We start from the raw sequence: 25,945 nt of genomic DNA, 5'->3' as shown, positions 1-25,945 counted from the left end.
CCAGCAACTTCAATTCATTGGCTCATCAGGTTGTTAATGGTCAATATCCATAAGTATCCAATATCAATTTATATCGGAAGTTAGATAAATCGGAATTTTGTAATGTTATTGGCAAAGTTCCGTATATCCATAAAACTAAATTTATTTTTAACACTAGATTTAGCTAAGATCATTGACTAGCAAATATCTTTTTCAATTCAGTATCTATTAATTTCGACTAATATCCACTGGTATCAAAATTTTCAACAACTGTAAAAAGTTTCTCTGATCATTCATGTGGTGAATCACCTCCATAGCTCACATAAGTCTAACATTGAATTGGATTATCCATTGTTTAAAACTAATTTTGGGCAACCTATTAAAAATCATATCCATGAAAAGAGATCAGGCAATCTTTGACCTAATTGCAAAAGAAGAAAACCGTCAGAAGACAGGTATTGAATTGATCGCATCTGAAAATTTTACCAGTAAGCAGGTAATGGAAGCGGCAGGAAGTGTGTTGACCAACAAGTATGCAGAAGGCTTACCAAACAAGCGCTACTATGGTGGATGCGAAATAGTTGATCAAATCGAGCAATTGGCTATAGATAGGGCCAAGGAACTTTTCGGTGCTGGTTGGGCCAATGTTCAGCCACATTCTGGAGCTCAAGCTAATGCTGCTGTATTTTTGGCAGTTTTGAATGCAGGTGATAGTATATTAGGTTTTGACTTGGCACATGGTGGACACTTGACCCATGGCTCTCCAGTGAATTTTTCTGGTAAACTTTATAAGCCTCATTTCTATGGTGTGGAAGAAGAGACTGGACTGATCGATTACGATAAAGTAGAAGCTACTGCCCTAGAGGTAAAGCCTAAGCTATTGATCTGTGGAGCTTCCGCTTACAGCAGAGATTGGGATTATGAGAGATTGAGGGACATAGCTGATCAAGTGGGAGCGATCCTATTGGCAGATATTTCTCACCCATCTGGATTGATAGCAAGAGGATTGCTCAATGATCCATTGGAATATTGTCACATTGTGACCACTACTACGCACAAGACATTGAGAGGACCTAGAGGTGGGTTGATCTTGATGAGAGAAGATTTTGATAATCCATTCGGCTTGAAGACACCTAAGGGAGAATTGAGAAAAATGTCTTCCTTGCTTGATTCAGGGGTATTTCCAGGTACTCAAGGAGGGCCATTGGAGCATATCATCGCAGCCAAAGCTGTGGCTTTCGAAGAAGCTCTCTCTGATGAATACATGGATTATGTAGTGCAAGTGAAGAAGAATGCTGCTGTGATGGCGGAGGAGTTTGTGAAGTTGGGTTATAAAATCATCTCTGGAGGTACGGATAATCACTTGATGCTTATAGATTTGAACAACAAGGATATCACAGGAAAAATCGCAGAAGAGACACTTGGGAAAGTAGATATCACGATCAATAAAAATATGGTTCCATTTGATAAGCGTTCGCCGTTTGTCACCTCAGGGATGAGAGTAGGTACTGCTGCTGTCACTACTCGAGGATTGAAGGAACAAGACATGGTTCGCATCGTTGCTTTGATAGACAAAGCATTGAGCAGCCATGAGAACGAATCAGAACTAGCTAGTCTCAAGTCGGAAGTAAATGACTGGATGGTGCAGTTCCCATTATACTAATTTTCAGCAAATCACGTGGCATTAGATCAATATAGAGACGAAGAAGAGGAAGAAGAAGGCATGTCCTTTTTGGATCATTTGGAGCAATTGCGCTGGCATTTGCTCCGATCCGTTGCAGCAGTTTTGATATTTACTATCACAGCTTTTCTTGCAAAAAGTATCGTTTTTGGCAAAGTGATCCTAGGACCTTCGAAGATTTCATTCGTTACATACAGATTGCTCTGCAAAGTATCTGAGTACTTGAATATCCCTGCCTTGTGTATAGATACTTTGCCTTTTACCATCCAAAGTCGTCAGATGACGGGACAGTTTTCTATGCACATTACCTCTAGTCTTGTAGTAGGTTTGGTAGTAGCATTCCCGTATTTGTTTTGGGAAATTTGGAGGTTTATCAGCCCAGGACTCTACAGCAAAGAAAGACAAGCTGCTCGAGGAGCGGTGTTTTTTGTTAGTTTATTGTTCTTTATGGGTGCAGCATTTGGATACTTTATCCTAGCACCTCTCTCGATCAATTTCTTAGCAAACTACCAGCTAGACCCAACTATTCTCAATGAGTTTGACATCACATCATATGTCACCACTGTGGTGATGTTGGTACTGGCATCTGCATTGATGTTCCAGCTGCCTGTTGTGATCTATTTCTTATCCATGTCTGGCTTGGTATCTGCTGCGATGCTGAAGTCATACAGAAGACACTCGATCGTGGTGATCTTGGTCGTTTCGGCGATCATTACACCTCCTGATGTCATCAGTCAGATCATCATAGCCATGCCTATCATGGTGCTATATGAGACAGGTATAATGATAGCCAAGAGACTCGAAAGAAAACGTGCCATTGAAGCTGATAATGAGCAATAAGATTTATGGATAAGTGTAATCAAGCACAGACCTCATTGATATTTGATACTTTAGTATTACCCATCGATTTAAAGTAAGCGTGTAGAAACACAAAAAAAATAATAAAGCATGTCAAAGAAAATAGCCATTGGAGGAGACCATGCAGGTTTCGCTTACAAGCAAGACTTGATTGTCAAGTTAAAAGAGCAAGGTTACGAGGTCAAAGATTTTGGCCCGTATTCAGATGCATCTGCCGATTATCCGGATTTCGTGCATCCATTAGCCGAAGCTATAGAAAAAGGAGAGTTCGAAAGCGGAATCTTGATCTGTGGAAGTGGAAATGGTGTAGCTATCACAGCCAACAAACACCAAGGTATCAGGGCTGCATTGTGTTGGAATGAGGATTTGGCAGCACTTTCGAGACAGCATAATGATGCAAATGTACTTGCTATTCCTGCCCGATTTATTTCATTTGATCTCGCAGTGAGTATGTCAGAGATTTTCCTCAATACGGCATTTGAAGGTGGAAGGCATGCTACCAGAGTGAACAAGATTGCTTGTTCTTAACAGTTATTTATTAATATAGTAATGTGATTTTCCGCAATTCCGTATAATTACTTTACCGATAACTGATTATACGCTTTTTTGCCAGCAACTTCAATTCAATGCTCAATCGGTTCTTAATGGTCAATATCCATAAGTGTCCAATATCAATTTATATCGGAAGTTAGATAAATCGTAATTTTGTAATGTTATTGGCAAAGTTCCGTATATCCATATACCGATATCTTTATAAGTATTGATATTTTGTATTTAGACGCTGAGCTTTTATTTATAAGGCTCAGCGTTTTTTTATGAAACTTGATTTATTAAATTTTGACACCTAATAATCAGAGTGTTAAATTGCTTTTCTGCTTTATTTTTTTTAAATTTTAATGATTTTTAAGTTGGATCTTTTCACCAAGTAATCATAAAAATGGATACCAAAGAAGCTGCGATCTTTGTGCAAACTTGGCTTAGCACCAAAGGCCTTTATACAAGTACCATAGATGGTATTCCAGGCCCTCTTACTTATAGAGCCATTGATGAATCAGGTGTGATTCCCCAAGAGTGGTCTAATAGAAGAAAACTGGTGGGTATGCTCCAATACATTACCATGCAATACGGTCAGAATCCAGGTCCAATTGATGGCTATTTTGGTCCTAATACACTTCATGCATTTGAAAACGCAAAATATGTGATAGACCAAGGAAATACTCCACCAGTATGGAGACCAGAAGAGTTGGCTCAGCGAAGAAGCCCATGGCCTAAGCAGTATACACCTGAATTTGATCAGTTCTATGGGAAGAAAGGTTCTAGCCTAGTTTATGCACATAGTCCTTATGAATTGAAAATTGCATGGAATACCAGTCAAAAAGTGAGTAGATTCATGTGCCATGAAAAGGTGAAAGATAGTATCGAAAAGGTTTTGAGAGCAGTTTTGAATCATTATGGCCCTAGCCGTTTGAAAGAGCTCCGTTTAGATTATTTCGGAGGCTGCTATAACGATAGGAGTATCCGAGGTGGCACCTTGCCAAGTATGCATAGCTGGGGCATAGCTATTGATTTTGATCCTTCCAATAACCAACTCAATTGGGGTCGAGATAGAGCAACATTTGCTAGAACTGAATATCATGCTTGGTGGGAGATTTGGGAATCGGAGGGATGGGTCAGCTTAGGAAGGCTTAGGAATTTTGATTGGATGCATGTTCAAGCTGCAAGTCTATAGCATTTTTAGGGTTTTACAATTTTGCTTACACCTTTTTAAACAGTTTGGGAAAAGGTTTATACTTCAATTTTTTCTTACCTTTAATTTATGAATCCAGCAAAAATTCTAGTAATCGAAGATGATGAGAGGCTAGCTTCATTGCTCCAAAGAGGGTTGAAAGAGGCAGGAATGGATGTTTTGATTGCATATGATGGGGCCTACGGGATCAAGCTTTTTGAAAGTACATTACCTCACCTGGTTATTACGGACTTGATTCTTCCAAAAGTTAACGGTCTTGAAGTTTCGAAACTCCTAAGAGCAAATTATCCACAAGTTCCAATTATCATGCTTACAGCACTAGGTACCACAGATGATAAGGTGGAAGGGTTTGACGCCGGAGCTGACGATTACATGGTCAAGCCTTTCGATTTGAGGGAATTGCTTGCCAGAGTAAAGACCTTACTGAAAAGGACTCGGGGTCTATCATCCCCATTTGATAACAATCAGCTTGCCTATGCTGATCTTAGTATAGATCTTCAGTTGAAACAGGTGACTAGGAGTGGTCAAAATATAGACTTGACGCCTAAGGAGTTTAGGTTGCTTACTTATTTCCTACAAAATCCCGAAAGAGTACTTTCAAGGGAAGAAATCGCCAGAGAAGTCTGGGAAGTGAATTTTGATACAGGGACAAATTTTGTCGATGTTTATATCAATTATATAAGAAAAAAAGTTGACAGGCCTTTCAGTGTCAAGCTTATTCATACCCGTCCTGGCATGGGCTTTATTTTGCAGAAAATATGAATATCCAGCAGCGCATCACCATATTGTTTACAGCGGTCAGTGCTGGGATTTTGGCGATTTTTATGGGGATTGTTTACTTTTCAGCATCCCAGAATAGAGCCAGTGAGTTTTACAATATTTTGCAAAAAGAGGCCATTACCAAGGTCAACTTACTGACAGAAACTCAGCTGAATGCAGAGACTTTGCAAACGATTTACCGCAATAATCGAGAGATTCTGTATGAAGTGGAAGCAGCCATTTACAATGCAGATTTAGAATTGATCTATCATGATGCCGTGGATATAGATTTTGTGAAGGAGACTCCAGATATGCTTGCTGAGATTCAAGGGTCTCAATACATTCAGTTTTTTCAGGAGGATTGGCAAGTCATAGGCATGGTATACAGAAGCTCGGGTCAAGATTATATCATCACTGCGGCAGCTTATGACGAATATGGATACAACAAGCTGTACAATCTCAGGTCGACAATGCTTGTCACGTATTTTCTTGCCTTGCTGCTGATTTTTCTGACTGGAAAATATTTCTCTAAAAATGCTCTGCTTCCATTAGCAAAAATGGCCATGGATGCCAAAAGTATTTCTGCTAATAATCTTGACCTAAGGCTTAAAGAAGGGGATGATGAAATTGGAAAACTAGCCAGGACATTTAACGCCATGCTGGAGAGGCTTGAGAAGTCCTTTGAATCCCAAAAGCAGTTTGTTTCCTATCTGGCACATGAATTTAGGACTCCATTGTCTATTTTAATTGGTGAGATTGAGCTTAGTCTTTCGAAAGAAAGAGATACGGACATGTATAGAGAGACGCTCTCCACCATTCTCAAAGATGCGAAAAAAATGGCTCAACTTTCTGAAAGCTTTCTGGATCTTGCCAAAGCAAGTTATGATAAAACTCAAGTTAAGTTTCAACAGATCAGGGTAGATGAATGCCTTATAGATGCTAGTCATAAGCTTCAGCTAGCTCACGCAGACTACAAGGTAGAGCTTTTGATACCCGAAGATCTTGAAGAAGAGAATATCACACTTTTGGGCAATGAATACCTTTTGACTACTGCTTTCAAAAACTTACTGGAAAATGGTTGTAAATATTCTTTAGACCGGACTTGTAGGGTAAATATAACTTTTGAAGAGGGAAAGCTCCTGATTACTTTCTCAGATCATGGATTAGGAATAGATGCAGAAGAAATTAGGCATATTTTTAAGCCTTTTTTTAGAGGGAAAAACAAATCTCAAGCTGAAGGGTCGGGGATAGGTTTATACTTAGTAGAAAAGATCATATCCCTTCACGAAGGCAAAGTAAAAGTAACATCAAAAATTGGTGAAGGCACCTCCTTTACCGTAGCCTTCTAATAGAATTCTAATTTTTTTCTAATGGGTTCTTAAGGGCTGCTAGGCATTAAGAGCCTTACTTTTGTGCTGTTAAATAAATCAGCTATGGAAAACGTTCCCCCGCTAAGCGCAAAACAACTTTAAATTTTTGACTTGCCTCTTGGCTTGTCAAGACATATAAGGCATAGAAAGGAGGTCAAGATGACATTATTAGAATTTGGATTAAGATTAGGGCTAGCATTTTCTTTAGGTGCAGCTATAGGTATAGAAAGACAGTACAGGCAAAAAAGTGCTGGTCTTAGAACCAATACTTTGGTAGCAATGGGAGCTGCGGCATTTATCCTCCTATCTGTATCACTAACAGGAGATAGTGGAGATCCTTCAAGGGTTGCAGGTCAGATTGTGACTGGCATTGGATTTTTGGGAGCTGGTGTGATCATGAAAGATGGATTCAATGTGCAGGGATTGAATACAGCAGCTACAATATGGTGTTCTGCGGCGGTAGGTTCCTTATCAGGTGTAGGCTTATACCCAGAGGCAGTGATTACAGCGGGAGCTGTGATGTTGGCTCATCTTGGTCTTAGACCTATTGGCAGAAGAGTTAGTGCGATTCCAGAATTACCTAGTGACGTTAATTCAGGTACATTTTTTTACAGTTTTCAAATCAAGTGTTTGGAGAAAGTAGAAAACCACCTGAGAGTTATGATGCTAGAGATCATCAAGTCTAGTGGAAACCTGAGATTACAATCTTTAAAGAGTTTTGATAATGGTGATCCGTCTCAGGCTTATGTGGAAGCCAAGATTGTCTCGTTTGGAAACAATGATGTAATCATGGAGACTCTAGCAGGCAAGCTGCTATTAGAATATGGTGTCATGGAAGTCACCTGGGAAATAGAAGGGCAACAAAATGATCGATGAGATGAGAGATTATCAAAAAGAAAACTGGATAGTTCTAGCTGAAAAGCAGAAAATTAGGCAGCTTTTACCAGCCTTGCAGAGAATGCCATCAGTAGATATAGCGGAAGCACTTGAGCAGCTTGAAGAATCTACTATTCTTGATGCTTTTGATCATTTCGATTCAGAGGCACAAGCCAAGATATTTGGTCATTTTGAAATTGCAAGGCAGCTTAATTTCTTTCAGCATATTAGTAAGAAGAGGTTTGCTCCCATATTTGAAAACATGGCGTCAGATGACCGATGTGATCTTTTCCAGCACATGAGTCAGGACGAACAGGCAGCCATCCTTCCGTATTTGAGCAAAGAGGCTCGGGAAGATGTAGTTCGCTTAAGTTCCTATCCTCCTGAAACAGCAGGAGGCATAATGAGTACCGATTTCGCCACAATAATGGCATCAATGTCTGTCGAATCGGCTATAGCCAAGGTCAGGAGAGATTCTCCTTCCAAAAAAATGATCTATTACATCTATGTGGTGGACAACAGGATGAAAATGGTAGGCTTTGTTTCATTAAAAGACCTGATTATGGCTTCTCCCAATCAATTGATCAGCAACATTCTTCATGAGCAGTTTATTTCTACTAATGTGGATGAGGACCGGGAAATTGTGGCCAAAAAAATTGAGGACTATGACCTTTTGGCCATTCCAGTATTAAACAGTGCCAGGCAATTGGTAGGAATAGTCACCCAAGATGATGCCATAGAAGTCATCAGAGCCGAGCATACCGAGGACATGGAAAAATTCATGGGGATTATGACAGAAAGCGCTGAACACGATTACATGCAACAGAGCAGTATGGATCATTTCCGAAAAAGAGTGGTGTGGATTGTTTCTCTGGCAGCAATAGGTATCATCTCTGGCATGATCATTCATAAGTTTGAATCCACCCTAGAAGCACTCATTATTCTGGCCCTCTACATGCCTATGGTAGCAGATACAGGGGGGAATTCAGGTTCTCAGGCAGCTACTGTTATCGTAAGGGCATTGGCATTAGGTCAAATTAGCCCCAGGCAATGGTTCAACATCATATTTAAGGAGTTCAAGATTTCTAGTATGCTAGCAGTTTGTCTGGGTGTTTTGGCCTTTTTAAAAGTACTTTTCTTGAGCTGGGAAACTAGTATTCCCGCTGAATATACCTTGGTGCAATTAGCAGTTGTCATCAGCACAGCGCTCTCATTACAAGTGATCACAGCTACCTGTATCGGAGCTGGATTGCCCTTATTGGTCAAGAGATTTGGAGGTGACCCTGCGGTGGCAGCTTCCCCAGCGATTACCACAGTGGTGGATATTACCGGCTTATTGATATACTTTACTGTAACCGTCACACTTTTGGGATTATAAAAAAATAAAAAACCAATCTATTTAATCATGAAAAAGTTATTATTACTACTACTCTTTGTGGGAATGCACCAAATCATTGCTGCACAAGAAGCAACTTTGGGTATCAGAGACCAAAATGCACATAAAAATGTGGATAGGTTGTCTATTTTGGACACGATCAGTTTGCCCTTTGACCTTTCGGACGAGAAAAAGCTGTCTACAGAAGACATTCTTAACAAGAAAGAGGGGTTCTTTGCTACAGGTCTGCCTAGATTCGAGTTTGATCCGATCCGTGGGTTTGGTATTGGAGGGAATTTGTTTTTGTTCCAAAACAAGACCAAAGAAGATCCATTTTTCTATTATACACCTTATAGGTATAGTATCAATACGGAGTTTTTTATCTTCGAAAATGGGCGTGTGAGAGCGGCTGTGAACCTTGATGTACCTTACATTTTCAATTCGAAGTGGAGATTTCGAGCTGATGCGGTCGTATGGGAAGATCCACATGCCCAATATTGGGGTATTGGTAGACAATCTCTGGATAGATTGAGTTTTCAAGACAAGTCTTCTGGAGTTACTGGAGGGGTAAGGCAATTTAATCGAGTAAGCGAATATGAGGAGAATCTCAAGTTGGCTGTTCCAGGCAACGGAGGTAGATTGCAGACAGACACACATTACAATCAGTTTTTGCAAAGAGAGTTGCTATTTAATGCCTTGGGAGAGAGAGTAGAAATGGGCGGAAAGCTTAGATTGATGTTTGGTTATGAGGCTTTATTTACGGCATTTGAAGATTATACTGGAAGAATAGCCGAGGAAGCTTTTCTCGTGGACGGCACAGCTGTGGTAGCGGAGCAAAGACAGACCCTTGTAAATAGGCAAATTAATGATGGTACTTGGGAAAGGTTCAACTTGTCGGGTTTTTCTGATCACTACAAATTCACTTCTATGCTTGCTGCTGCATTGATCTATGATACCAGAGATTTGGAACCAGATCCTTCCAAAGGTGTTTTCTTACAATATTCTCATGAATATTCAGCCCCTTGGTTGGGATCGGACTTCAATTTCAACAAATTCATGGTTCAAGGTCAATTGATCCACACATTTCATCGTTGGAAAAATAACAGAAACCGGTTGACCTTTGCTGGTTTAGCAGCATTTGGTCACATCTTTGGGCCCAATATCAACTTTATCGAAATGTGGGACCTCTCTTCACAGGCTGAAGCAGGAGGTATCCTGGTGCTGGGTGGTGGTCGTTCACTTAGAGGTTATAGAGAGGCTCGTTTTCTCGCACCTACAGTAGGTTTGGTGAATTTAGAAATGAGAGCTCGTTTATATGACTTCAATGCTTTCAATCAACATTTTGCATTAGGAGTTACCCCTTTTTATGATTTTGGTACCGTATGGGAAGGGCTCAGTGATGTGCAGCTGAATAATTTCCGCGGTGCTCCGGGAATTGGTGGTAGGATCGCTTGGAATCAATCGACCGTACTTAGATTGGATTATGCTCAAAGTAGAGAGGGTGGACAGTTCTTTTTTGGCTTTGGTCATATTTTCTAAAATATACTAAATACTTCTTTGAAACTTATTCCAAAAACAGCTACTTTGTTGGATATGAAAAAATCACAACAATTTAGCTGTTCTTACTTTTTAAACTATTATGGAATGCTATTCTTTGTGGTATTGGTCCTTGGTACATCGTGTGCCAGCAAGAAAATCATTGATTCTCCTACATCTTTTCAAGGAGAGTGTCTGCAAGGACTTTCATTTGAGGAAAGTAGAGACGAGTTTGAGATTGAAGAGCTAAAGGTAGAAAAACCATGGATGGACGGGCTGGATGATAAATCTATAGACATGGCTATAGCACTCAACTTGGTTGATGAGCTGGAGTCATACCTGAATGGGGAGCTAAGCGATACCAAAAGGCTAGAATTGAAAATGAAAATTATCACTAGGGTCATGAGAATGGATCTAGAGATCAATGCTTTGATGTCTGCCATAGATTGTGAAGAGGAAAAGGCTGAGCAGCTAGCTACTTTTTTGGATAGAAGTTTAAGGAAAAGAGAAAGAAATCTGACAGTAGCTGCAATTGTAATAGGAGCGACTGTGGGTGTCAGTCAGGGTGTCTCTGTAGCAGCCAATGATGAAGTTGGAGATTGGTTGGATTACTTTGGAATTGCAGGTGGTCTTGCAGAGGTGATTTTGGGTGTATCGATTCTTAGGATGGATAAAAAGGTCAGCATTGATCATCCCAAAAATGTTCTCAGAGATGTATATGAGGGAGATAGTAGACCTTCCTATTTCCCTCCTTCAGTTTGGTATTATTTCAATAGTGAGAGAAACAATGAAGAAAATGTTTCTCTCAAAAACCAGCTGATCAAAAGATGGGAGGCCTATAATTTGAATTATTCTGGGATGTCTGTGATGCTAGATGATGGAGGTGAGTATGCTTCCGATTTATTAAAAATCAGATCAGAGATGCTTGACCAAGTTGAGTCCCAAATAGCCTTGATCAACAAAGACCTCTTATACTTTCTCAACAAAATTGAGTCTCTTTAGTCTGCATCTTTGATCACGATTACTTCTCTTGTATCCACATCGTAGATGGCACCCACAAGAATGAGTTTCTCATCATTTATCAGTTTCTCGACCATTGGTATTTTGTTTTTTATCTCATGAATTCCGTGTAAGACATTTGCTTCGATAGCTTTTTGGTAAAAATCAGGATCAGACCTTAGTAGTACTTTCTCTTCCTCTTCTTGATTTATAAAATCGATAATTTTTAAAATAAATTCTGAATATTGTACCTCGTGATTATGATCGTGTTCAACAAATGCTCCAATAGCACCACATTTCGTGTGACCTAAGATGACAACCAATGAAACACCCAAATGCTCAATACTATAAGCAATACTGCCAAGTTCATTGTCACTTACTATATTTCCAGCATTTCGAATCACAAACAAGTCTCCCAAGCCTTGGTCAAAAATGAGTTCTGGTGACACTCTAGAATCAGAGCAACTTACAATCGCTATAGCAGGATGTTGACTTATTGCCAGATTTTTGAGTCTCTCTTGGCCTTGGTCAGGATGTATAGGATGATCAGATGCAAATCTCTTATTACCATTCAAGAGTGTTTCTAAAAGGTGGTCAGTTGGAATATTTTCCAGATGTTGATCTTCAGAGCTTCTCTTGCATGATATAGATAACAATGCAAGTGCAGCTACAATCATTATAATTTGACGCATTTTTACTAAATAGTTTATTTTTTGAATGCCAAAAATCTCAAAATATTACCACTCACTTGGTGAACATTGTCACTTAAGCATGCAATTCAAAAAGGATACGCATTTATAGGTTAAGTTATCTAATAAAAAGGCTATCTCAAACTCAAATTGAGATAGCCTTTTTTAAGTGAAAATTTTAGGTTTTGATTTTTTATTTCGTCTGAAAACCTACTCTTAAGATATTTGATGTATTGCTGGGAGCATCTATGGTTTTCAAAGTATTCAAGTTACTCAAACTCTTGATGTCTATTTTCTTTTTGTCTGGTGATAATACATAAAGGAAGTTCTCAGAAGCTGTCAAAATAGGGCTATCTTCATTCATCAGTCTGTAATGGTCCCATTCATTGGCTGTTTTTGCTGTTGGGTTGACAGAAGCTTCGGCAGATGCGATTGATTTAGAAGCTACTTCATTTCTGTTGGCAGTATCAAATACTTTGACCGTGTTGTCATTCAGTTGGACAATAAGGTAGCCACCATCTGCACTTAGGAAGTAAGTTTTGATGGTGTTAGAAAGAAGTACAGGCGTAATGGCATCCATGGCAGGGTTGATCTCAAAGATTCCCTGTTGGCGGGCATAGCCATAGAAAGTATTGATGTTGTCATTGGCTTTGATGGTACCCATCCAGTTTCCAGAGGTAGCATTAAGTGGACTCGGATTTGGGATCAATTTGATTTGGTTATTGTCTGATGCTACGATCACTCCCTCTGCTGCACCGAATATAGCGTACTTTCCATTGGAAGCATCTCCATGGATTCCTGTTACCGTGACGGCTTCATTTTGATAGATCACTTGGCCAGTATTGTCTATCAATTTTACGCGCTGAGGAAGAGATCCTGATGCATTTTCATCTTTGAAAGTTACCGCAAACTTGTTGCCTGTAAGCCATGTAGCGGCACCATGATGCACACCATTTCCAATGTTTGAAATTATTGTAGGGCTGAAGCTTGGTGTCTCTAATGTGCTTTCTCTTGCCCAAGTGACACTTCCATCCCCATCATTGAATATGATGATCTGTCCATTGGTGGTAGAGAAATGTGTGGGTAGTGGAGCATTCGCTGTGGCAGTGATCCACTTTGGAGTATATTCATGACCGTGGTCATTGTGGTTCTCTATTCCAGTATCAAAAAACCTTACTTTTCCATCTACTCTCTCAATGGATACTATATACCTTCCAGAAGATGAAAGGTAATTTGCGCCGTCTGCATGAAAAGGAGAAAGATCAGGCTGAGTGTTGTTATTATTGGTGGGATTGAGAAGACCTATTTTTGCCTCTTCATTCCAATGGGCAAGTCGAATCCACTCACTTTCCGTCTCTTCAAAGTTTGGCTCATCTATCACAGGCTCTTCATTTTCTTTACAGCCTATCAATGCTGAAAACAATAGTGCACTCGCAAATGCATAATACTTTTTCATAGTTTTTTTCTTACAAAGGTATAGTGGTAGTTTCTTTAATGCAACAAAGTTGCAAAAAATGTCCAAGAATTTATATCACTATTTTATTAATTCACTCTTGGACATTACATTAGAATTTTGCTATATTGAAATCTTAAATTTGTTTAAAATATGAGAAAAGCCATTTTTAAAGTGCTGATGCTGTTTGTAAGCATGAGTGCTTTAGCACAATCAAAAGTAGCAATACCACTAAATGAGCATTTTTATCCTTTGGGTCAAGGAGCTGGTCAGCATGTGTATAATATGGAGGAATCTATAGCTTCTGATAGTAAGAAGACTTATAAGATTTATTCTCTAGAGGGTGTATTGGTCAAAGAGAGTAGATCAAGTTTTCTTAAGATAGATGGAGAGTCTGTCAGTTATGAAGAAGAAAAGTTATATGATTCAAGTGGTATGCTTGATTTTACTCGTCTAGAAATAAAAGGAATTAAAACCAATCAGGTAAAAATATTAGTAGACAATGAAATAGTCTCAGAGATAAAATGTGAAGGGGATTGTTCTGGTTACGTGATTTTACCAGATGGTGAAAAGTTACTTATTGATAGAGATATCTTCAAACCAAGTTTTACTGACCAGAATGTTTTTGATCTTTGGTTGAGGGAAGTATTGACTTATCCTCTCATTGCCCGGAGAAAAGGTGCTCAGGGAGATGTATGGGTTGGCGCAGAGATAGATGAGTCTGGGCAATTGGTACAATACAAAATAATGAACAATTTGAGCGTAGATAAATCTCTAATAGATGAAGTAAATAGGGTTTTGAGAAAGTATAAAGGGGGATTTATACCAGCCAAAAATTTAAAAGGTGAAACTATTCAAGCTTGGATGTATTTTCCGGTTAAGTTTAGGCTAGGGTGATAGCGCATTTTTTGGCATTTGGTTTCCAAAGTTTTGATTACTCAGTGAACCTTTGATAAAAAAATAGGACACATTTCTGGATTAAATTTTTTGATAGTGGGGTATTAATCTTGATAATATATCGTAATATTGCAATGTAATTAAATATATCAAAAATGGGTGTCACCAGAACTGACTTATTCACAGAAAAACAGAATGAATTGGCAAAAATTGCCAAAGTATTTGCACATCCTGCGCGAATAGCGATCCTTGAATATTTGATCCAATCAGACACATGTATCAATGGGGATTTGGTTCAAGAATTAGGGCTTGCACAAGCCACGATTTCTCAACATCTCAGAGAGCTTAAAGAAACGGGACTCATTAAAGGAAGTATTGAGGGGGTTTCTGTATGTTATTGCATTGATCCTATCAGATGGACAGAAGTGCAGCATCTATTCCAGGAGCTGTTTGGTGGATTTCCGAAAATCTCGGGTTGCTGCTGAATAGATGTGAGATACTAGACATGAGACGTTTGTCAAGAGTCAAGTGTCTAGAAACAAGAAACAAGAAACTAGAAACAAGAAACTAGAAACAAGAAACAAGAAACAAGAAACAAGAAACTAGAAACAAGAAACAAGAAGCAAGAGGGATATAAGCCAAAGCGAAATAAAGTTGGAATATGCCTCTACCTATGGTTAGAAAGGTGCAGCGAAATAAGAGAATATATGAATCAATCCTTGATCTTTTAGTAAAAAAACAGGCTATAAACCATCCCTGTCAACAATAAGTCCTGTAAGGACGACCGACATCTTAGCCCTGGGTTTTAACCCGGGGAGATTAGAAACAAGAAACAAGAAGCAAGAGGGAATATAAGCCAAAGCGAAATAAAGTTGGAATATGCCTCTACCTATGGGTACAAAGGTGCGGCGAAATAAGAGAATATATGCATCAATCTTTGATCTTTTAGTAAAAAAAATAAGCTATAAACCATCCTTGTCAACAATAAGTCCTGTAAGGACGACCGACATCTTAGCCCTGGGTTTTAACCCGGGGAGATTAGAAACAAGAAACAAGAAACAAGAAACAAGAGCGAGAGACAGAGAGCGAGAGCCAAAGATCAATGTCGCGATTTCAAGTATCCCATTAATGAGATTTATCAAGTTCAATTAAAAAATATTGTGAGCAAAGACAGAGCTTTAAATTAAAAAGTCTCATGTCTTGCGTCTCATATCTAAAATCTAATAAAAATGAAAACTTCAGAATTTACCCAAATCCTACGAGAAAATACTGAAAAGGCACTTTTCTTCGAATATCAAACTGGTCAATATGTGAGAACGGATTACCATATCACCGAGATCAAGAATGTAAATTATGATACAGTAGACTGCGGTGGAATCCGTAACCAATGGTCAGAAGTGCATATCCAGCTATGGGAAAATGAAATCCCTGAACCAGATCATGCGGTAGATAGTAACAAGGCATTGAAAATCTTCGAGGTAGTCAACAAAGTAAGAGAAACCTATCCAAATACTGAGATCAAATTTGAGTATGGTAACTCCCTTTTCCCGACTGCTGTACTTCCTATCCACAATATCAAGGACACTGGCAATGCATTGATCGTACAACTTACACCTGACCAAACTACCTGCAAAGCCAAAGACAGAGCTTCTACACCAGAAGAAAAAGCTGCTGCCTGCTGTGGCCCAGTTTCTGAAAAAACAAAAGTCAAAGTTTCCCTAGCTTCCCTTCAGGCAGCCAATAGCTGCGAGCCTGGCTCAGGATGCTGTTAATTCATTGTACGAAGTACAAAGTACCATGTACCAAGTAAGGTGCAGTCTTGGTACTTCGTACTTGGTACTTGGTACAATATACTATGAACCTATACCCACCCCTCCACGCCCACATCGAGCAAGCACTGGCGCTGCCGATTAGTGAAGAACGCCAAGCCGTGCTTCAAGTCCTGATTGATTACATTCAGAAGAAAATTGATCAAGATCAAGTGATCAACTTGAATTTTATCTGCACACACAACTCCCGCAGAAGCCAATTTTCCCAAATCTGGGGAAAAGTTGCTGCCGAATACTACGGCATTGATGTCAACTCCTTCTCTGGCGGCGTAGAAGTGACAGCTTTCAACGAAAGAGCCGTGGCTTCAATCAAAAGATTTGGTTTCAAAGTAAGTAAAGATGGCGAATCTAATCCCAAGTACTTTGTTTTCTATTCAGACGATGCGCATCCTATAGTCACTTTCAGCAAAATGTATGATGATGCCGCCAATGCTCCTTCAGCTTTTGCTGCGATCATGACCTGCTCCCATGCAGATGAAAACTGCCCATTTATCCCAGGTGCAGAGGCTAGGATCCCGGTAAGATATGAAGACCCAAAAGCCTTCGATGATACAGATCAGGAGGCTATTAAGTATGATGAAAGATCACTTCAGATAGGTTCGGAGATGTTATTTGTGTTTTCTAAAATTGTAAAAGTTACAAATTGATATTAATTGATATTGGATATTTTTAGATATTGATCAATTACAATCACCAGAGAAGATAAGCTATATTATCCGCAAAGGTCTGAAAAATAATATCTAAAAATATCGCATAGCTAATATCCATCAAATATCAAATCTTACAATTTCACCCTATTTCAATTAGATAAAAAATGCCTGAAACCAAAAAAATAGCCTTTTTTGAAAAGTATTTGACCCTCTGGGTCGCCTTGTGTATAGGTGTAGGAATTCTGATCGGTCATTTAGCGGGAGAGGATATCACCTTTTTGTCGGATATGGAGGTCTATAATGTCAATATTCCTATAGCAATATTGATCTGGCTGATGATTTATCCGATGATGTTGCAGATTGATTTTGGAAGTATCAAAGGAGTGGGAAAAGCTCCAAAAGGATTGATTTTGACTTTGGTGATCAATTGGCTGATCAAACCGTTTACCATGGCATTCTTTGCATGGATATTCTTTGACAAGTTGTATGCTGCCTACATTGAGCCTGAGCTTGCTGAGGAATATATTGCAGGTGCGATACTTCTAGGTGTTGCACCCTGTACCGCCATGGTTTTTGTGTGGTCTTATTTGACAGATGGAGACCCCAATTATACCTTGGTACAGGTTTCTGTAAACGACTTGATCATTTTGGTGGCATTTGTACCTTTGGTAGGATTGCTGTTGGGGATTACGGATATCACGATTCCCTATGGAACTTTGGTAGCATCCGTGTTGATTTTTGTGGTAGTGCCTTTGATTGCGGGAGTTATTACAAACAAGATCATGATCAGTCGAAAAGGCGAGACATGGTTCAAAAATGAGTTTCTACCAAAGTTCAAACCAGTCAGCATCTTCGCCTTATTGCTTACTTTGGTGCTATTATTCGCCTTCCAAGGACCAAATATCCTGAACAACCCATTGATTATTGTCTTGATTGCGATTCCACTGATCATTCAGACCTATTTTATATTCTTCATTGCCTGGTTTGGTGGTCGCAAACTCAAGCTTCCGCACGCCATCTGTTCTCCGGCTGCGATGATTGGCGCAAGCAATTTCTTTGAATTGGCAGTAGCCGTGGCGATAGCTTTATTCGGATTGCAAAGCCCTGCTGCATTGGTGACTGTGGTAGGTGTATTGGTGGAGGTGCCGATTATGCTCAGCTTGGTGGCTTTGGCGAATAGGTGGAAGTATTAGGGATTTGAAGCTTATCAGTTTAAGAGGTATATACTTTACCTTTCGGAGGTCAAAATCTTGAAATAAGATGGAAATGTACTTTGTGAAATAGAATTGAAATATACTTCGTAAAATACAATTGAAATATGATTTAGGTGAGATGTGTTGAAATAGATATATGGATATACGGAACTCTGCCAATATCATTACAAAATTCCGATTTATCTAACTTCCGATATAAATTGATATTGGATACTTATGGATATTGACCATTAACAACCTGTTGAGCCAATGAATTGAAGTTACTGGCAAAAAAGCGTATAATCAGAAATAGATATTGGTGGATACTTGATCAGCAATACCTCTATCAAATTTTCACCTCGTATCTACCAGATTTCCATAATACAACGATTTTAAAAGCTAGATATATCGAAAAAGATTAATATTTGGAACTTAAGTAAAACTTGATACACCATATGAATATGCACAGCCATCATTTCAAAAATCCATTTTGATCTAGCTTAGAAACTAGCTCTTTGACGACTTGTTGATAGATTTTTGGAACTTCTTGCATTTCATTTGCCTCTGCTTCGAAATCTCCAACCCACGAATATTTATAGTTTAATTTGTCTATTAAAAAAATTTGGTAAGCTGTATATGACTTTGAACTTCTTGTTTCCATTGACACTTGATCTTTTCTTAAGTTGCCTTTGTCATGAATCAAGAGTATACCATCAAATTTTATATGCTCAATGGTAGCCATAAAATCAGCATAATCTACAGTGCTTTTACCTGTAAAAACTTGATCTGCACTGTATATTTTTTTGTCTTTTAAATGCTTTCTAAGATAGTAAGAGAAAGTTTCTCTTTTACTTTCTTGCTCACTTCCATTGAAAGATGATTTCAAGATTTGATTAAAGCTTTCTTCATTCCACTCTTCAAAATTGCCATCTTCATTACTATACAGAAAAAGGAATGAATCAAAGCTCTTTATTTGGTCTGTTAACCTACTTCGACTAAGGTTGACATTGACACAGGAGGATATTGCCAATAATATAAAGTAGAATAGTATTATTTTCTTCATGATGCAGAATGAATTTCAAAGTGATTAAAACCAAGTCTAAAGTAGTAGGTAGAGCTTGTTATTCCAAAGAAAATTTATTGACATACCAATATTATTACCAATTGCTAAAAATGAATTACATCTTCAATCGGCTGTTTAATAATACTAAATAGAAACCATGCCCAAAATTGGTTATCTAGCTTTTTGAATGTGCTTTGCATTGAGTAGAATACTAATGTAGATGTAAGGTTAAGCTGGAGTTATTTTGAAATTCTGATTTTATATTACTCTATTGGTGCTGAAAATCAGTTTTTTAAAATGTTTTGTAGTTAAATATTTGTTTAGAGGAATTAGATTTCATAAATTAACTAATATTTACGGCCTTAAATTTTTGATTATGAAAAAGTTAAAATATTTATGTGTACTAATGATTGCTTTTTTTATAATGTCAAAAAGTTATTGCCAAATAGAAAAAGATAAATCAGAAAAAAATCTTGTTGACGTACCTGATTGGTTCTCTGAAAGGGGAAAGGAAAAGATTCGTAAAATTGAAGCTATGGATACTTTAGGTTATCATGAATTTATCCAGCTTTCGGTTTCTTATGCTGAAATAGGGGCAAATTCAGCGAAAGTCGGAGCTATGATAGATTCTGCATTGAGACTAAATAAAGTTGAGTCCAGTAAAACTTTTAATTTTATTATCGAAAAACAGAAAAACTGGAGACTTTCCCAGAAATACAGCGAAATAGTAAAAGAAAAACTTCGAAGATATGATTTTGAAAATTTTTAGATTTTGGTTGAGAACAGTATTAGGTCTTATCTAAAATAAAACTTTTCCATAGTTCAGAACTTTGGAAAAGTTAAATCTCCTAATTGAACACGCCTAAAATTCCGATCGTAATCTAAAAATTAGGCGTAATTTTTAGATTATAATCGAAATATTCAGCCTAAAATTTCGATTAAACCATTTACTTTTCTAAATTTATATCACAATTTTGGAGTATATGGTTAATAGAGTTCTCTTAAATAAAATCTTACAGAATTGCTTCAAAGGGAAAGTTATTTTACTCCTTGGTGCTCGACAAGTTGGCAAAACTACCCTGTTGGAAGAATTGCTGAAAGAGATAAACCAACCTTCAGTATGGCTCAATGCTGATGAAGCAGATATTCTAGAGGCTTTTACAGAGGCGAAGACAAGTACACAGCTGATTCAATTAATCGGCTCAAACAACAAGTTGGTCATAATCGATGAGGCTCAGCAAATTCCAGATATTGGTAAAAAGCTGAAATTGATTTACGATAGCAAAGCTGAAATTCAAATAATAGCTACAGGTTCTTCTGCATTTGATCTCCAAAATAATACCGCAGAACCTCTTACAGGAAGAAAAAAAACATTCCACCTTTTCCCTTTAAGCTATCAAGAATTGGCTGATTCCACTTCTCGATTGGAAGCAAAAAGACTTCTGGATACAAGGTTGATATATGGCTCTTATCCAGATGTAGTCAATAATCCCGGTAGAGAGAAAGAGATATTGATAGAAATAGCTCAAAGCTATCTCTACAAAGACATTTTACAAATAGATAATATTCGTAAGCCAAGCCATATTGATAAACTTCTAAAAGCTTTAGCGTTTCAAATTGGCAGTGAGGTCAGCTATCATGAGCTTGCTCAGACAGTTGGCAATATTGATACTGCTACCGTAGAAAAGTATCTTGATCTATTGGAAAAAGCATATGTGATTTTCAAACTTCCTGCTTTCAGTAGAAATCTTCGAAACGAAATCAAGAAGGGTAAGAAATACTATTTTTATGATAATGGTATCAGAAATGTTTTGATCAATAACTTTTCTATTCCTGAAATGCGCATGGATAAGGGTGCCCTTTGGGAAAACTTTCTTGTTTCTGAAAGAATGAAATCTAACCATTATAACAACAGGTTTGTCAATACCTATTTTTGGAGAACTCATGATAAAGCGGAAATAGATTACATCGAAGAGGAAGGTGGTATTCTTGATGCCTTTGAGTTCAAATGGAAAGACCAAAAGGTAAGATTCCCAGCATCTTTTCTTCAAGCCTATCCTGAGCACCGTACTTCATTGATCAACAGAAGCAATTTTGAAGAATTTCTGTTTTGAAAGTAACTTTTCCAAAGTTCTAAACTTTGGAAAAGTTAAATCTCTTAATTGAACACGCCTAATTTTTCGAACGTAATCGAAAAATTAGGCGTAATTTTTAGATTATAATCGAAATATTTGGCCTATTTGAACTACATCAGCCTCAGCTTAACCCCTCCATTGATCACAAAGCCATCCAATGGCGCATAGATTTCTCTGAAACCCGGATTATCTATACTGCCTGTGAAAATGGTATCAAATCGGGTTTGACGGGCATCTAGGAAATTTTCGAAATTAATAAATACCGAAAATTTCTCCCAAATCTTCTCCGCCATAAAGCCCATGATCCAGTAGGACTGACCGACAGACCCATCGCTGAGTTGCTGCTCACTGAAATAATAGGACTCCCAGCCGATTTTCCACTTATCATGCACTTCATAGAATAGCACGGAATTGATCCTGTGTCTTGGTGTGAGCGGGTTGTCTCTCATGATGCCATTGGTATTGATGCGGGCATGGGTATAGGTGTAGCCCATAAACCATTTGAAATCACCATACTCCCACTTCACATTGGTCTCCGTCCCTTTGGTGTCACTGTATCCGTCTATGTTTACAAATCGGAAAGCTGTCCCTCCAGTGGATTCCAAGAATAAGGGATTGTTCAAATAAGTGTAGAAAAACAAATGGTTGACACTGAAAAACAGTTGGTCATTGAACAATGAAGTCTTGTAATTCAAATCCCAATTCAGTCCATAGCTTTTCTCCAAAGTATTGAAATCAGTATCGATTGGCTGGATATTCTGATACTGCAACCTTTCGCTCTCTTCAGTGAAAATCGTCGGTGCCTTGTAGCCCAATCCTCCACCAAACCTAGAACTGAAATTCACATTTGCTTTGTACATCAAAGCCAGTCTTGGCAAAAATGCCCAGCCATAGTCCAGAACATGATCAGCCCTCAACCCAGATTCTAGTACCCACTTTTCACTCAAATTGGTGTTGTTCTGCGCAAAAGCCCCAAAAGTATTCAAGCTATAGTCTCTCACTGGAAAACTGCTTGTTTGTTCTTCTTTGAAAGCTTCAGTCCATACATTTCCTCCCAAAACCCATTCCGTATTCTTTTTATCTAGCTGATAGTTTACTTCTGTAAAGGTGGATTGCTGCACGGCATTGAAATCATAGCCTGGTGTTGCGAGCCTTCTGTCAAAATAATTGTAGCTATTTTTCACTTGTAGCTTTCTATTTTCATCTAGCTTGTGATTGAGTACAAATTGGCTACTGATTCGTTCACTTTGATTGCTTTCGAAAAAAGCCTGTAAATTGTCTCTATTTCCTCTCAAGTAGCTCATGTTGCCACCGACCCTATCTTCTATGCTTGCATTGAGTCCAAGCTCTATATCAGTTTTGGAAGAAGGATATAGAAATAATTTTGGGTTGAAGGTAAATCTGTCAAACTTTGGAATGGCACTTAGTCCTATCCCAGCTGGATCAAATGGTGCATTGGTATTGTATGCAGCAAAGAGGGTAGTCCCAACTTTGTCGTTTCGCTTTCCATAGAACCCTGATGCGTCAAAACCTCTAGCATTGGTTCCATTGAGTACGAAGCTTAGCTCTCCTGACTCAGTAGGCCTTTTTGAGATCAAATTCACCAATCCTGCTATCGCACCTCCACCATAGAGAGTAGAGGCTGATCCTTTGATCAATTCCACTTGCTGCAAGTCCAAAGGTGGGATTTGTAAAAGACCCAGTCCACTTGCCGCTCCGGAATAAAGTGGGAATCCATCCTTTAAGATTTGGGTATATCGACCATCCAATCCTTGGATTCTGATACCAGCATTGGCTGAAGTAGGTGAAGTCACCTGCACTTGAATCCCCGTACTTTCACTCAAGAGGACTCTGATGTCACCAGGTTTCATGTTTACTTTTTCATCCAACTCTTCTCCAGCAACAAGCTCAATCCTTGTAGGTATATCTGCTATGGTTCGTGAGCTTCTGGTGGAGGACACAGTGACAGACTCTAGCTCGCCATGCTCCTCGTGGAGAAGTACCTCCAGCGGTATTGCTGAGGCATCTTCGGGCCAATTTATGGAGATTTGTTTTCGCTCATAACCTACCAGTTGGAACCTTAGCGTAATCTTTCCTACTGGTGGGTTTGAAAAAGTAATCAGTCCATTTTCATCAGAAACTGATCCTTGTTTATTTTCTTGTATCAGCATAGAAACTCCAAATAGCGGAGTGCCTTCGTGTTCATCTTTGACAAGCACTTGAAGATCTTGTGCATGCATATAAGTGTTCATGCTTAGCCAAATTAGGCCAAGTGATAATATTTTTTTCATTTAAGAAAATGGTAAATTGAATAAAAACTAAATTTTGATAGCCCCAGAATAGATCAATTGACCTTAATCAATACAGGAGACTAAAATATTCCTTTTGGGAAAAGAAAAATTAGGCAAGCTTGGGAGGCTGCCAGATTTGTATAATGGATGAAAGGTAGCTTGGTTCTATCAATATAGAACTAGATTTATGAGCAATGATAAATACCGCAGGTTCAAATTGCCATGTCATTTCAAAGACAAACAGAGAGCATACTTTGCAAACAGAAAAAGGTGGGCAACATTGATTCTCCGCATGATCAGATTCATGCTGCTCTGTATGTTCTGGACCATGGTCGCATTCATGCTCCGTATGAATAGAACCAGTTATCTGAACAAACAGGTAAAAAATCAATATGTATGAAATGTATTTGTACACATTCGAAAAATAGCAAAAAAAATTGAAGCTAGATTGCCAGCTTCAATTTTTTTAATGGATCAAAATCAATATTTTATTGAATAGCCTCTGCTGAACTTACCCATCTTCTTTGCTCAATATCATAAGATACTTTTTGATCAGGGAATTCAATGTATTCTTCTTTTCCAGAGTTTTGAGGATAGTAAGGGCTCAGGTCCTCGCCTTTTACCATCAAGTCAAAAAGCATCATGCCTTTTTCAAGCATTTCATCTTCTTCAAATTTCCAAGTTCTAAAGACTTCTTCATAAAACTCAATTTCCCCATTTGAATTTCTGATCATTTTGACACCTATGGCTACCTTTTTGACTTTAAGAGAAGGGGCAATTCTACTTGCCATAAAATACTCAAAGTCACTTCCTTTGTGGTAGGCTTCCACGGTATAGTCAAGGGCTAGCTTTGAATAGTATTCATCAAACTGCCTTTCAAACTTGTTTTCATGGGTTCCTTTTTTAGGTAAATGTCCCATGTACCTGATTACTGATAGCATGATCTGGTGTTGCTCTTTCTCACCAAGCTGCTTATCAGCATTGTATTTTCCTTGTGTATTACATGATGTCAACAAGCATAAGGTCATCATCAAAACATACAGTTGAATCTTCATATTTCCTTGCATTTTATGAAAAAGACTTGCCTCTTGCACGAGACAAAAGACAAGTCTAAGGTTCAATTGGTTGTTAGATTATTTTTTGTATACGACATTCAATGGAGCAAATTCTGCCCAACCGTCTGTCCAGTCAGTTGATCCGAATGCACCGATGTATGGTACATTCTTATCAAAGTATGAGGATCTACCTTCTTCACTGAATTTCGCATCATCAAAGCTAGCACCAGCTGCAAGTGTTCCATTAGCTAGCAGAGTGAAGTTTGGATTGCTTGGATATGAGCTGATTGTGTGTCTAGCAAAGAAGTTTTCTGGTCTTAAGCCATATCCTCTGTAGAAGTCTTCCCAAGGACCATCAGCCGCAGGTAGTCCTACAGTAGTGTTTCTTGCTTCCCAAATTGTCTGAACATCAGCTACATTAGCTCCACCACCAGCAGCGTAGTTAGCATTTGGATTGATGATGATATTGTTTGCCAATACACCTCTACCAGCTTGGTATTGTTCAGTTACTGATTGCGTGTTGAATCTTACACCAGTAGGGAAACCAGTGAATACAGAGTTGAAAATAGAAACTGCAGTTCTTCTTCTCAAGTCGATTGCGTGGTAGTTGTTTCCAGAGATAGATCTTCCAACTCTGTCTCTAGGACCATATACAGTTACGTTTGAGAAAGTACCAGTAGTATAAGGCTGCACGTCGTTGTCATTAGGACCATTGTCACACTCAAAAGCATTTGATTGAGATTGGTCAGCATAGAAAGGATTTCTTACTACCAAAGCCCACTGAACGTTTCCTGAATATCCATAATCTACGTCCAAGTCATCATCCCAAGTAGAATGAGAGATAAAATATCTACCATCCACGTTTCCACCGAACCATTCGAATCCATCATCACCACCGAATGATACCATCAAATGCTCCATAAAAGTACCTTTACCTACACCAGCCATGGTGATTGAGTTTGTTTCATTGTTTGGTGTCAATTCGATACCAGCGTACTCTACCCTGATGTATTCATACTCACCTGAGCTATCGCTGTCATTGTCACCACCGAAAATAAGCACTGGATCAATACCTTCTACTGCAGGATCTACTTGGTTGGTTCTAGCTCTACCAGCGATTACCAAGCCACCCCAGTCAGAGCGATCTCTTTCACCTTCTTCTTGTGCAGAAGTCATGATGATAGGATTCTCTTTTGTACCTCTAGCAATTATTTTCCCACCTCTATCTACGATAAGGGTTCCTTTTGATCTTTTTTCACCGAAGATTACTGTACCTGGCTCGATAGTAAGCACTTGTCCATCTCTTACAAAAACTTGTCCTTGAAGCAAGTATTGCTTGTCAGCTGTCAAAGTCTGAGTAGAAAGGTTTCCAGACAATGATACTAAGTCATCATCTCCTCCTGGAGTTACTACTGGTTCTGTGTCATCAGAACATGCAAATGAGAATGCCATCAATGCTGCGATTACAGCGAATTTTAGGTTCTTTTTCATTGTAAGTGTTAAATTAGAT

General features: G+C 38.6%; 24 protein-coding genes. 18 read left to right on the top strand and 6 right to left on the bottom strand.

Translation table 11 applies throughout. The features are described from left to right. Window positions 1–373 precede the first annotated feature (373 nt). From MM214_RS06695 to MM214_RS06650, 10 genes are all read left to right on the top strand, one after another. Window positions 374–1,642 carry a serine hydroxymethyltransferase gene (locus MM214_RS06695; RefSeq protein ID WP_241293549.1) on the top strand — a complete coding sequence of 423 codons (1,269 nt, stop codon included), beginning with the start codon at window positions 374–376 and terminating at the stop codon, window positions 1,640–1,642. Between the two features lie 15 nt (window positions 1,643–1,657). After that, window positions 1,658–2,500: a twin-arginine translocase subunit TatC gene (tatC, locus tag MM214_RS06690; protein WP_241293546.1), complete on the top strand. Its 843-nt coding sequence runs from the start codon at window positions 1,658–1,660 to the stop codon at window positions 2,498–2,500. A 108-nt stretch (window positions 2,501–2,608) separates the two neighbouring features. Next, window positions 2,609–3,046: a ribose 5-phosphate isomerase B gene (gene rpiB, locus MM214_RS06685; protein WP_241293543.1), complete on the top strand. Its 438-nt coding sequence runs from the start codon at window positions 2,609–2,611 to the stop codon at window positions 3,044–3,046. A 409-nt stretch (window positions 3,047–3,455) separates the two neighbouring features. Further along, window positions 3,456–4,247, top strand: a complete 792-nt coding sequence (locus MM214_RS06680; protein WP_241293540.1) for a M15 family metallopeptidase domain-containing protein — start codon at window positions 3,456–3,458, stop codon at window positions 4,245–4,247. Between the two features lie 87 nt (window positions 4,248–4,334). Further along, a complete protein-coding gene (locus MM214_RS06675; protein ID WP_241293537.1) occupies window positions 4,335–5,027 on the top strand; it encodes a response regulator transcription factor in 693 nt (230 codons plus the stop codon). Then, window positions 5,024–6,373, top strand: a complete 1,350-nt coding sequence (locus tag MM214_RS06670) for a HAMP domain-containing sensor histidine kinase (RefSeq protein WP_241293534.1) — start codon at window positions 5,024–5,026, stop codon at window positions 6,371–6,373. Before MM214_RS06675 ends, MM214_RS06670 begins: the two co-directional genes overlap by 4 nt. 180 nt (window positions 6,374–6,553) lie before the next feature. Beyond that, a complete protein-coding gene (locus MM214_RS06665) occupies window positions 6,554–7,270 on the top strand; it encodes an MgtC/SapB family protein (protein ID WP_241293532.1) in 717 nt (238 codons plus the stop codon). 1 nt (window position 7,271) lies between these two features. After that, window positions 7,272–8,648, top strand: coding sequence for a magnesium transporter (mgtE, locus tag MM214_RS06660; protein ID WP_241293529.1), 1,377 nt, complete (start codon window positions 7,272–7,274; stop codon window positions 8,646–8,648). Window positions 8,649–8,675: 27 nt separating this feature from the next. Next, window positions 8,676–10,184: an Omp85 family outer membrane protein gene (gene omp85 / locus MM214_RS06655; protein ID WP_241293526.1), complete on the top strand. Its 1,509-nt coding sequence runs from the start codon at window positions 8,676–8,678 to the stop codon at window positions 10,182–10,184. Window positions 10,185–10,238: 54 nt separating this feature from the next. After that, window positions 10,239–11,183 (top strand): hypothetical protein, encoded by a 945-nt coding sequence (locus MM214_RS06650; RefSeq protein ID WP_241293523.1) that lies wholly within the window; start codon window positions 10,239–10,241, stop codon window positions 11,181–11,183. Here the strand turns inward: MM214_RS06650 and MM214_RS06645 are convergent. Together MM214_RS06645 and MM214_RS06640 are read right to left on the bottom strand one after the other, a co-directional pair. Beyond that, window positions 11,180–11,872, bottom strand: coding sequence for a carbonic anhydrase (locus MM214_RS06645; protein ID WP_241293520.1), 693 nt, complete (start codon window positions 11,870–11,872; stop codon window positions 11,180–11,182). The two genes, MM214_RS06650 and MM214_RS06645, sit on opposite strands and share 4 nt — an antisense overlap. A gap of 190 nt (window positions 11,873–12,062) precedes the next feature. Further along, window positions 12,063–13,325 carry a hypothetical protein gene (locus tag MM214_RS06640; RefSeq protein ID WP_241293517.1) on the bottom strand — a complete coding sequence of 421 codons (1,263 nt, stop codon included), beginning with the start codon at window positions 13,323–13,325 and terminating at the stop codon, window positions 12,063–12,065. 150 nt (window positions 13,326–13,475) lie between these two features. Here MM214_RS06640 and MM214_RS06635 point away from each other — a divergent pair, with 150 nt between their 5' ends. The 6 genes from MM214_RS06635 (at window position 13,476) to arsB (ending at window position 17,891) form a co-directional block, all read left to right on the top strand. Then, entirely contained in the window at window positions 13,476–14,219 is a 744-nt protein-coding gene (locus tag MM214_RS06635) for an energy transducer TonB (RefSeq protein ID WP_241293514.1), read from the top strand. 155 nt (window positions 14,220–14,374) lie between these two features. Continuing rightward, entirely contained in the window at window positions 14,375–14,704 is a 330-nt protein-coding gene (locus MM214_RS06630) for an ArsR/SmtB family transcription factor (protein ID WP_241293511.1), read from the top strand. Between the two features lie 490 nt (window positions 14,705–15,194). After that, entirely contained in the window at window positions 15,195–15,371 is a 177-nt protein-coding gene (locus MM214_RS06625; protein WP_241293508.1) for a hypothetical protein, read from the top strand. A 77-nt stretch (window positions 15,372–15,448) separates the two neighbouring features. Further along, entirely contained in the window at window positions 15,449–15,991 is a 543-nt protein-coding gene (locus MM214_RS06620; RefSeq protein WP_241293505.1) for a DUF6428 family protein, read from the top strand. 83 nt (window positions 15,992–16,074) lie between these two features. After that, window positions 16,075–16,695: a low molecular weight phosphatase family protein gene (locus MM214_RS06615; RefSeq protein WP_241293502.1), complete on the top strand. Its 621-nt coding sequence runs from the start codon at window positions 16,075–16,077 to the stop codon at window positions 16,693–16,695. A gap of 167 nt (window positions 16,696–16,862) precedes the next feature. Further along, a complete protein-coding gene (arsB, locus tag MM214_RS06610) occupies window positions 16,863–17,891 on the top strand; it encodes an ACR3 family arsenite efflux transporter (protein ID WP_241293499.1) in 1,029 nt (342 codons plus the stop codon). A gap of 472 nt (window positions 17,892–18,363) precedes the next feature. On the opposite strand, the gene MM214_RS06605 is transcribed toward arsB, so the two are convergent. After that, window positions 18,364–18,954: a hypothetical protein gene (locus MM214_RS06605; protein ID WP_241293496.1), complete on the bottom strand. Its 591-nt coding sequence runs from the start codon at window positions 18,952–18,954 to the stop codon at window positions 18,364–18,366. Between the two features lie 376 nt (window positions 18,955–19,330). Here MM214_RS06605 and MM214_RS06600 point away from each other — a divergent pair, with 376 nt between their 5' ends. Together MM214_RS06600 and MM214_RS06595 are read left to right on the top strand one after the other, a co-directional pair. Next, the gene (locus tag MM214_RS06600) at window positions 19,331–19,723 is read left to right on the top strand and encodes a hypothetical protein (RefSeq protein WP_241293494.1); all 393 of its coding nucleotides are present in this window, start codon (window positions 19,331–19,333) and stop codon (window positions 19,721–19,723) included. A 214-nt stretch (window positions 19,724–19,937) separates the two neighbouring features. Continuing rightward, the gene (locus MM214_RS06595; RefSeq protein WP_241293492.1) at window positions 19,938–21,068 is read left to right on the top strand and encodes an ATP-binding protein; all 1,131 of its coding nucleotides are present in this window, start codon (window positions 19,938–19,940) and stop codon (window positions 21,066–21,068) included. Between the two features lie 131 nt (window positions 21,069–21,199). On the opposite strand, the gene MM214_RS06590 is transcribed toward MM214_RS06595, so the two are convergent. The 3 genes from MM214_RS06590 to MM214_RS06580 form a co-directional block, all read right to left on the bottom strand. Next, entirely contained in the window at window positions 21,200–23,380 is a 2,181-nt protein-coding gene (locus MM214_RS06590; RefSeq protein WP_241293489.1) for a TonB-dependent receptor, read from the bottom strand. A gap of 488 nt (window positions 23,381–23,868) precedes the next feature. After that, window positions 23,869–24,435: a hypothetical protein gene (locus MM214_RS06585; protein ID WP_241293486.1), complete on the bottom strand. Its 567-nt coding sequence runs from the start codon at window positions 24,433–24,435 to the stop codon at window positions 23,869–23,871. A 78-nt stretch (window positions 24,436–24,513) separates the two neighbouring features. After that, window positions 24,514–25,926 carry a hypothetical protein gene (locus MM214_RS06580; RefSeq protein ID WP_241293483.1) on the bottom strand — a complete coding sequence of 471 codons (1,413 nt, stop codon included), beginning with the start codon at window positions 25,924–25,926 and terminating at the stop codon, window positions 24,514–24,516. Between the last annotated feature and the right edge of the window lie 19 nt (window positions 25,927–25,945).

The organism is Belliella kenyensis (assembly GCF_022549675.1).
GTDB lineage: Bacteria > Bacteroidota > Bacteroidia > Cytophagales > Cyclobacteriaceae > Belliella > Belliella kenyensis.
Note: the sequence above shows the minus strand (reverse complement) of the source record. Positions and strands in the feature narration are given on the sequence as shown.

Bases quoted from the DNA above. Each gene is read 5' to 3' on its own strand.
- MM214_RS06695 (WP_241293549.1), top strand. From the start codon at position 374: ATGAAAAGAGATCAGGCAATCTTTGACCTAATTGCAAAAGAAGAAAAC.
- rpiB (WP_241293543.1), top strand. From the start codon at position 2,609: ATGTCAAAGAAAATAGCCATTGGAGGAGACCATGCAGGTTTCGCTTAC.
- MM214_RS06680 (WP_241293540.1), top strand. From the start codon at position 3,456: ATGGATACCAAAGAAGCTGCGATCTTTGTGCAAACTTGGCTTAGCACC.
- MM214_RS06675 (WP_241293537.1), top strand. From the start codon at position 4,335: ATGAATCCAGCAAAAATTCTAGTAATCGAAGATGATGAGAGGCTAGCT.
- MM214_RS06670 (WP_241293534.1), top strand. From the start codon at position 5,024: ATGAATATCCAGCAGCGCATCACCATATTGTTTACAGCGGTCAGTGCT.
- MM214_RS06665 (WP_241293532.1), top strand. From the start codon at position 6,554: ATGACATTATTAGAATTTGGATTAAGATTAGGGCTAGCATTTTCTTTA.
- mgtE (WP_241293529.1), top strand. From the start codon at position 7,272: ATGAGAGATTATCAAAAAGAAAACTGGATAGTTCTAGCTGAAAAGCAG.
- omp85 (WP_241293526.1), top strand. From the start codon at position 8,676: ATGAAAAAGTTATTATTACTACTACTCTTTGTGGGAATGCACCAAATC.
- MM214_RS06650 (WP_241293523.1), top strand. From the start codon at position 10,239: ATGAAAAAATCACAACAATTTAGCTGTTCTTACTTTTTAAACTATTAT.
- MM214_RS06645 (WP_241293520.1), bottom strand. From the start codon at position 11,872: ATGCGTCAAATTATAATGATTGTAGCTGCACTTGCATTGTTATCTATA.
- MM214_RS06640 (WP_241293517.1), bottom strand. From the start codon at position 13,325: ATGAAAAAGTATTATGCATTTGCGAGTGCACTATTGTTTTCAGCATTG.
- MM214_RS06635 (WP_241293514.1), top strand. From the start codon at position 13,476: ATGAGAAAAGCCATTTTTAAAGTGCTGATGCTGTTTGTAAGCATGAGT.
- MM214_RS06630 (WP_241293511.1), top strand. From the start codon at position 14,375: ATGGGTGTCACCAGAACTGACTTATTCACAGAAAAACAGAATGAATTG.
- MM214_RS06620 (WP_241293505.1), top strand. From the start codon at position 15,449: ATGAAAACTTCAGAATTTACCCAAATCCTACGAGAAAATACTGAAAAG.
- MM214_RS06615 (WP_241293502.1), top strand. From the start codon at position 16,075: ATGAACCTATACCCACCCCTCCACGCCCACATCGAGCAAGCACTGGCG.
- arsB (WP_241293499.1), top strand. From the start codon at position 16,863: ATGCCTGAAACCAAAAAAATAGCCTTTTTTGAAAAGTATTTGACCCTC.
- MM214_RS06605 (WP_241293496.1), bottom strand. From the start codon at position 18,954: ATGAAGAAAATAATACTATTCTACTTTATATTATTGGCAATATCCTCC.
- MM214_RS06600 (WP_241293494.1), top strand. From the start codon at position 19,331: ATGAAAAAGTTAAAATATTTATGTGTACTAATGATTGCTTTTTTTATA.
- MM214_RS06595 (WP_241293492.1), top strand. From the start codon at position 19,938: ATGGTTAATAGAGTTCTCTTAAATAAAATCTTACAGAATTGCTTCAAA.
- MM214_RS06590 (WP_241293489.1), bottom strand. From the start codon at position 23,380: ATGAAAAAAATATTATCACTTGGCCTAATTTGGCTAAGCATGAACACT.
- MM214_RS06585 (WP_241293486.1), bottom strand. From the start codon at position 24,435: ATGAAGATTCAACTGTATGTTTTGATGATGACCTTATGCTTGTTGACA.
- MM214_RS06580 (WP_241293483.1), bottom strand. From the start codon at position 25,926: ATGAAAAAGAACCTAAAATTCGCTGTAATCGCAGCATTGATGGCATTC.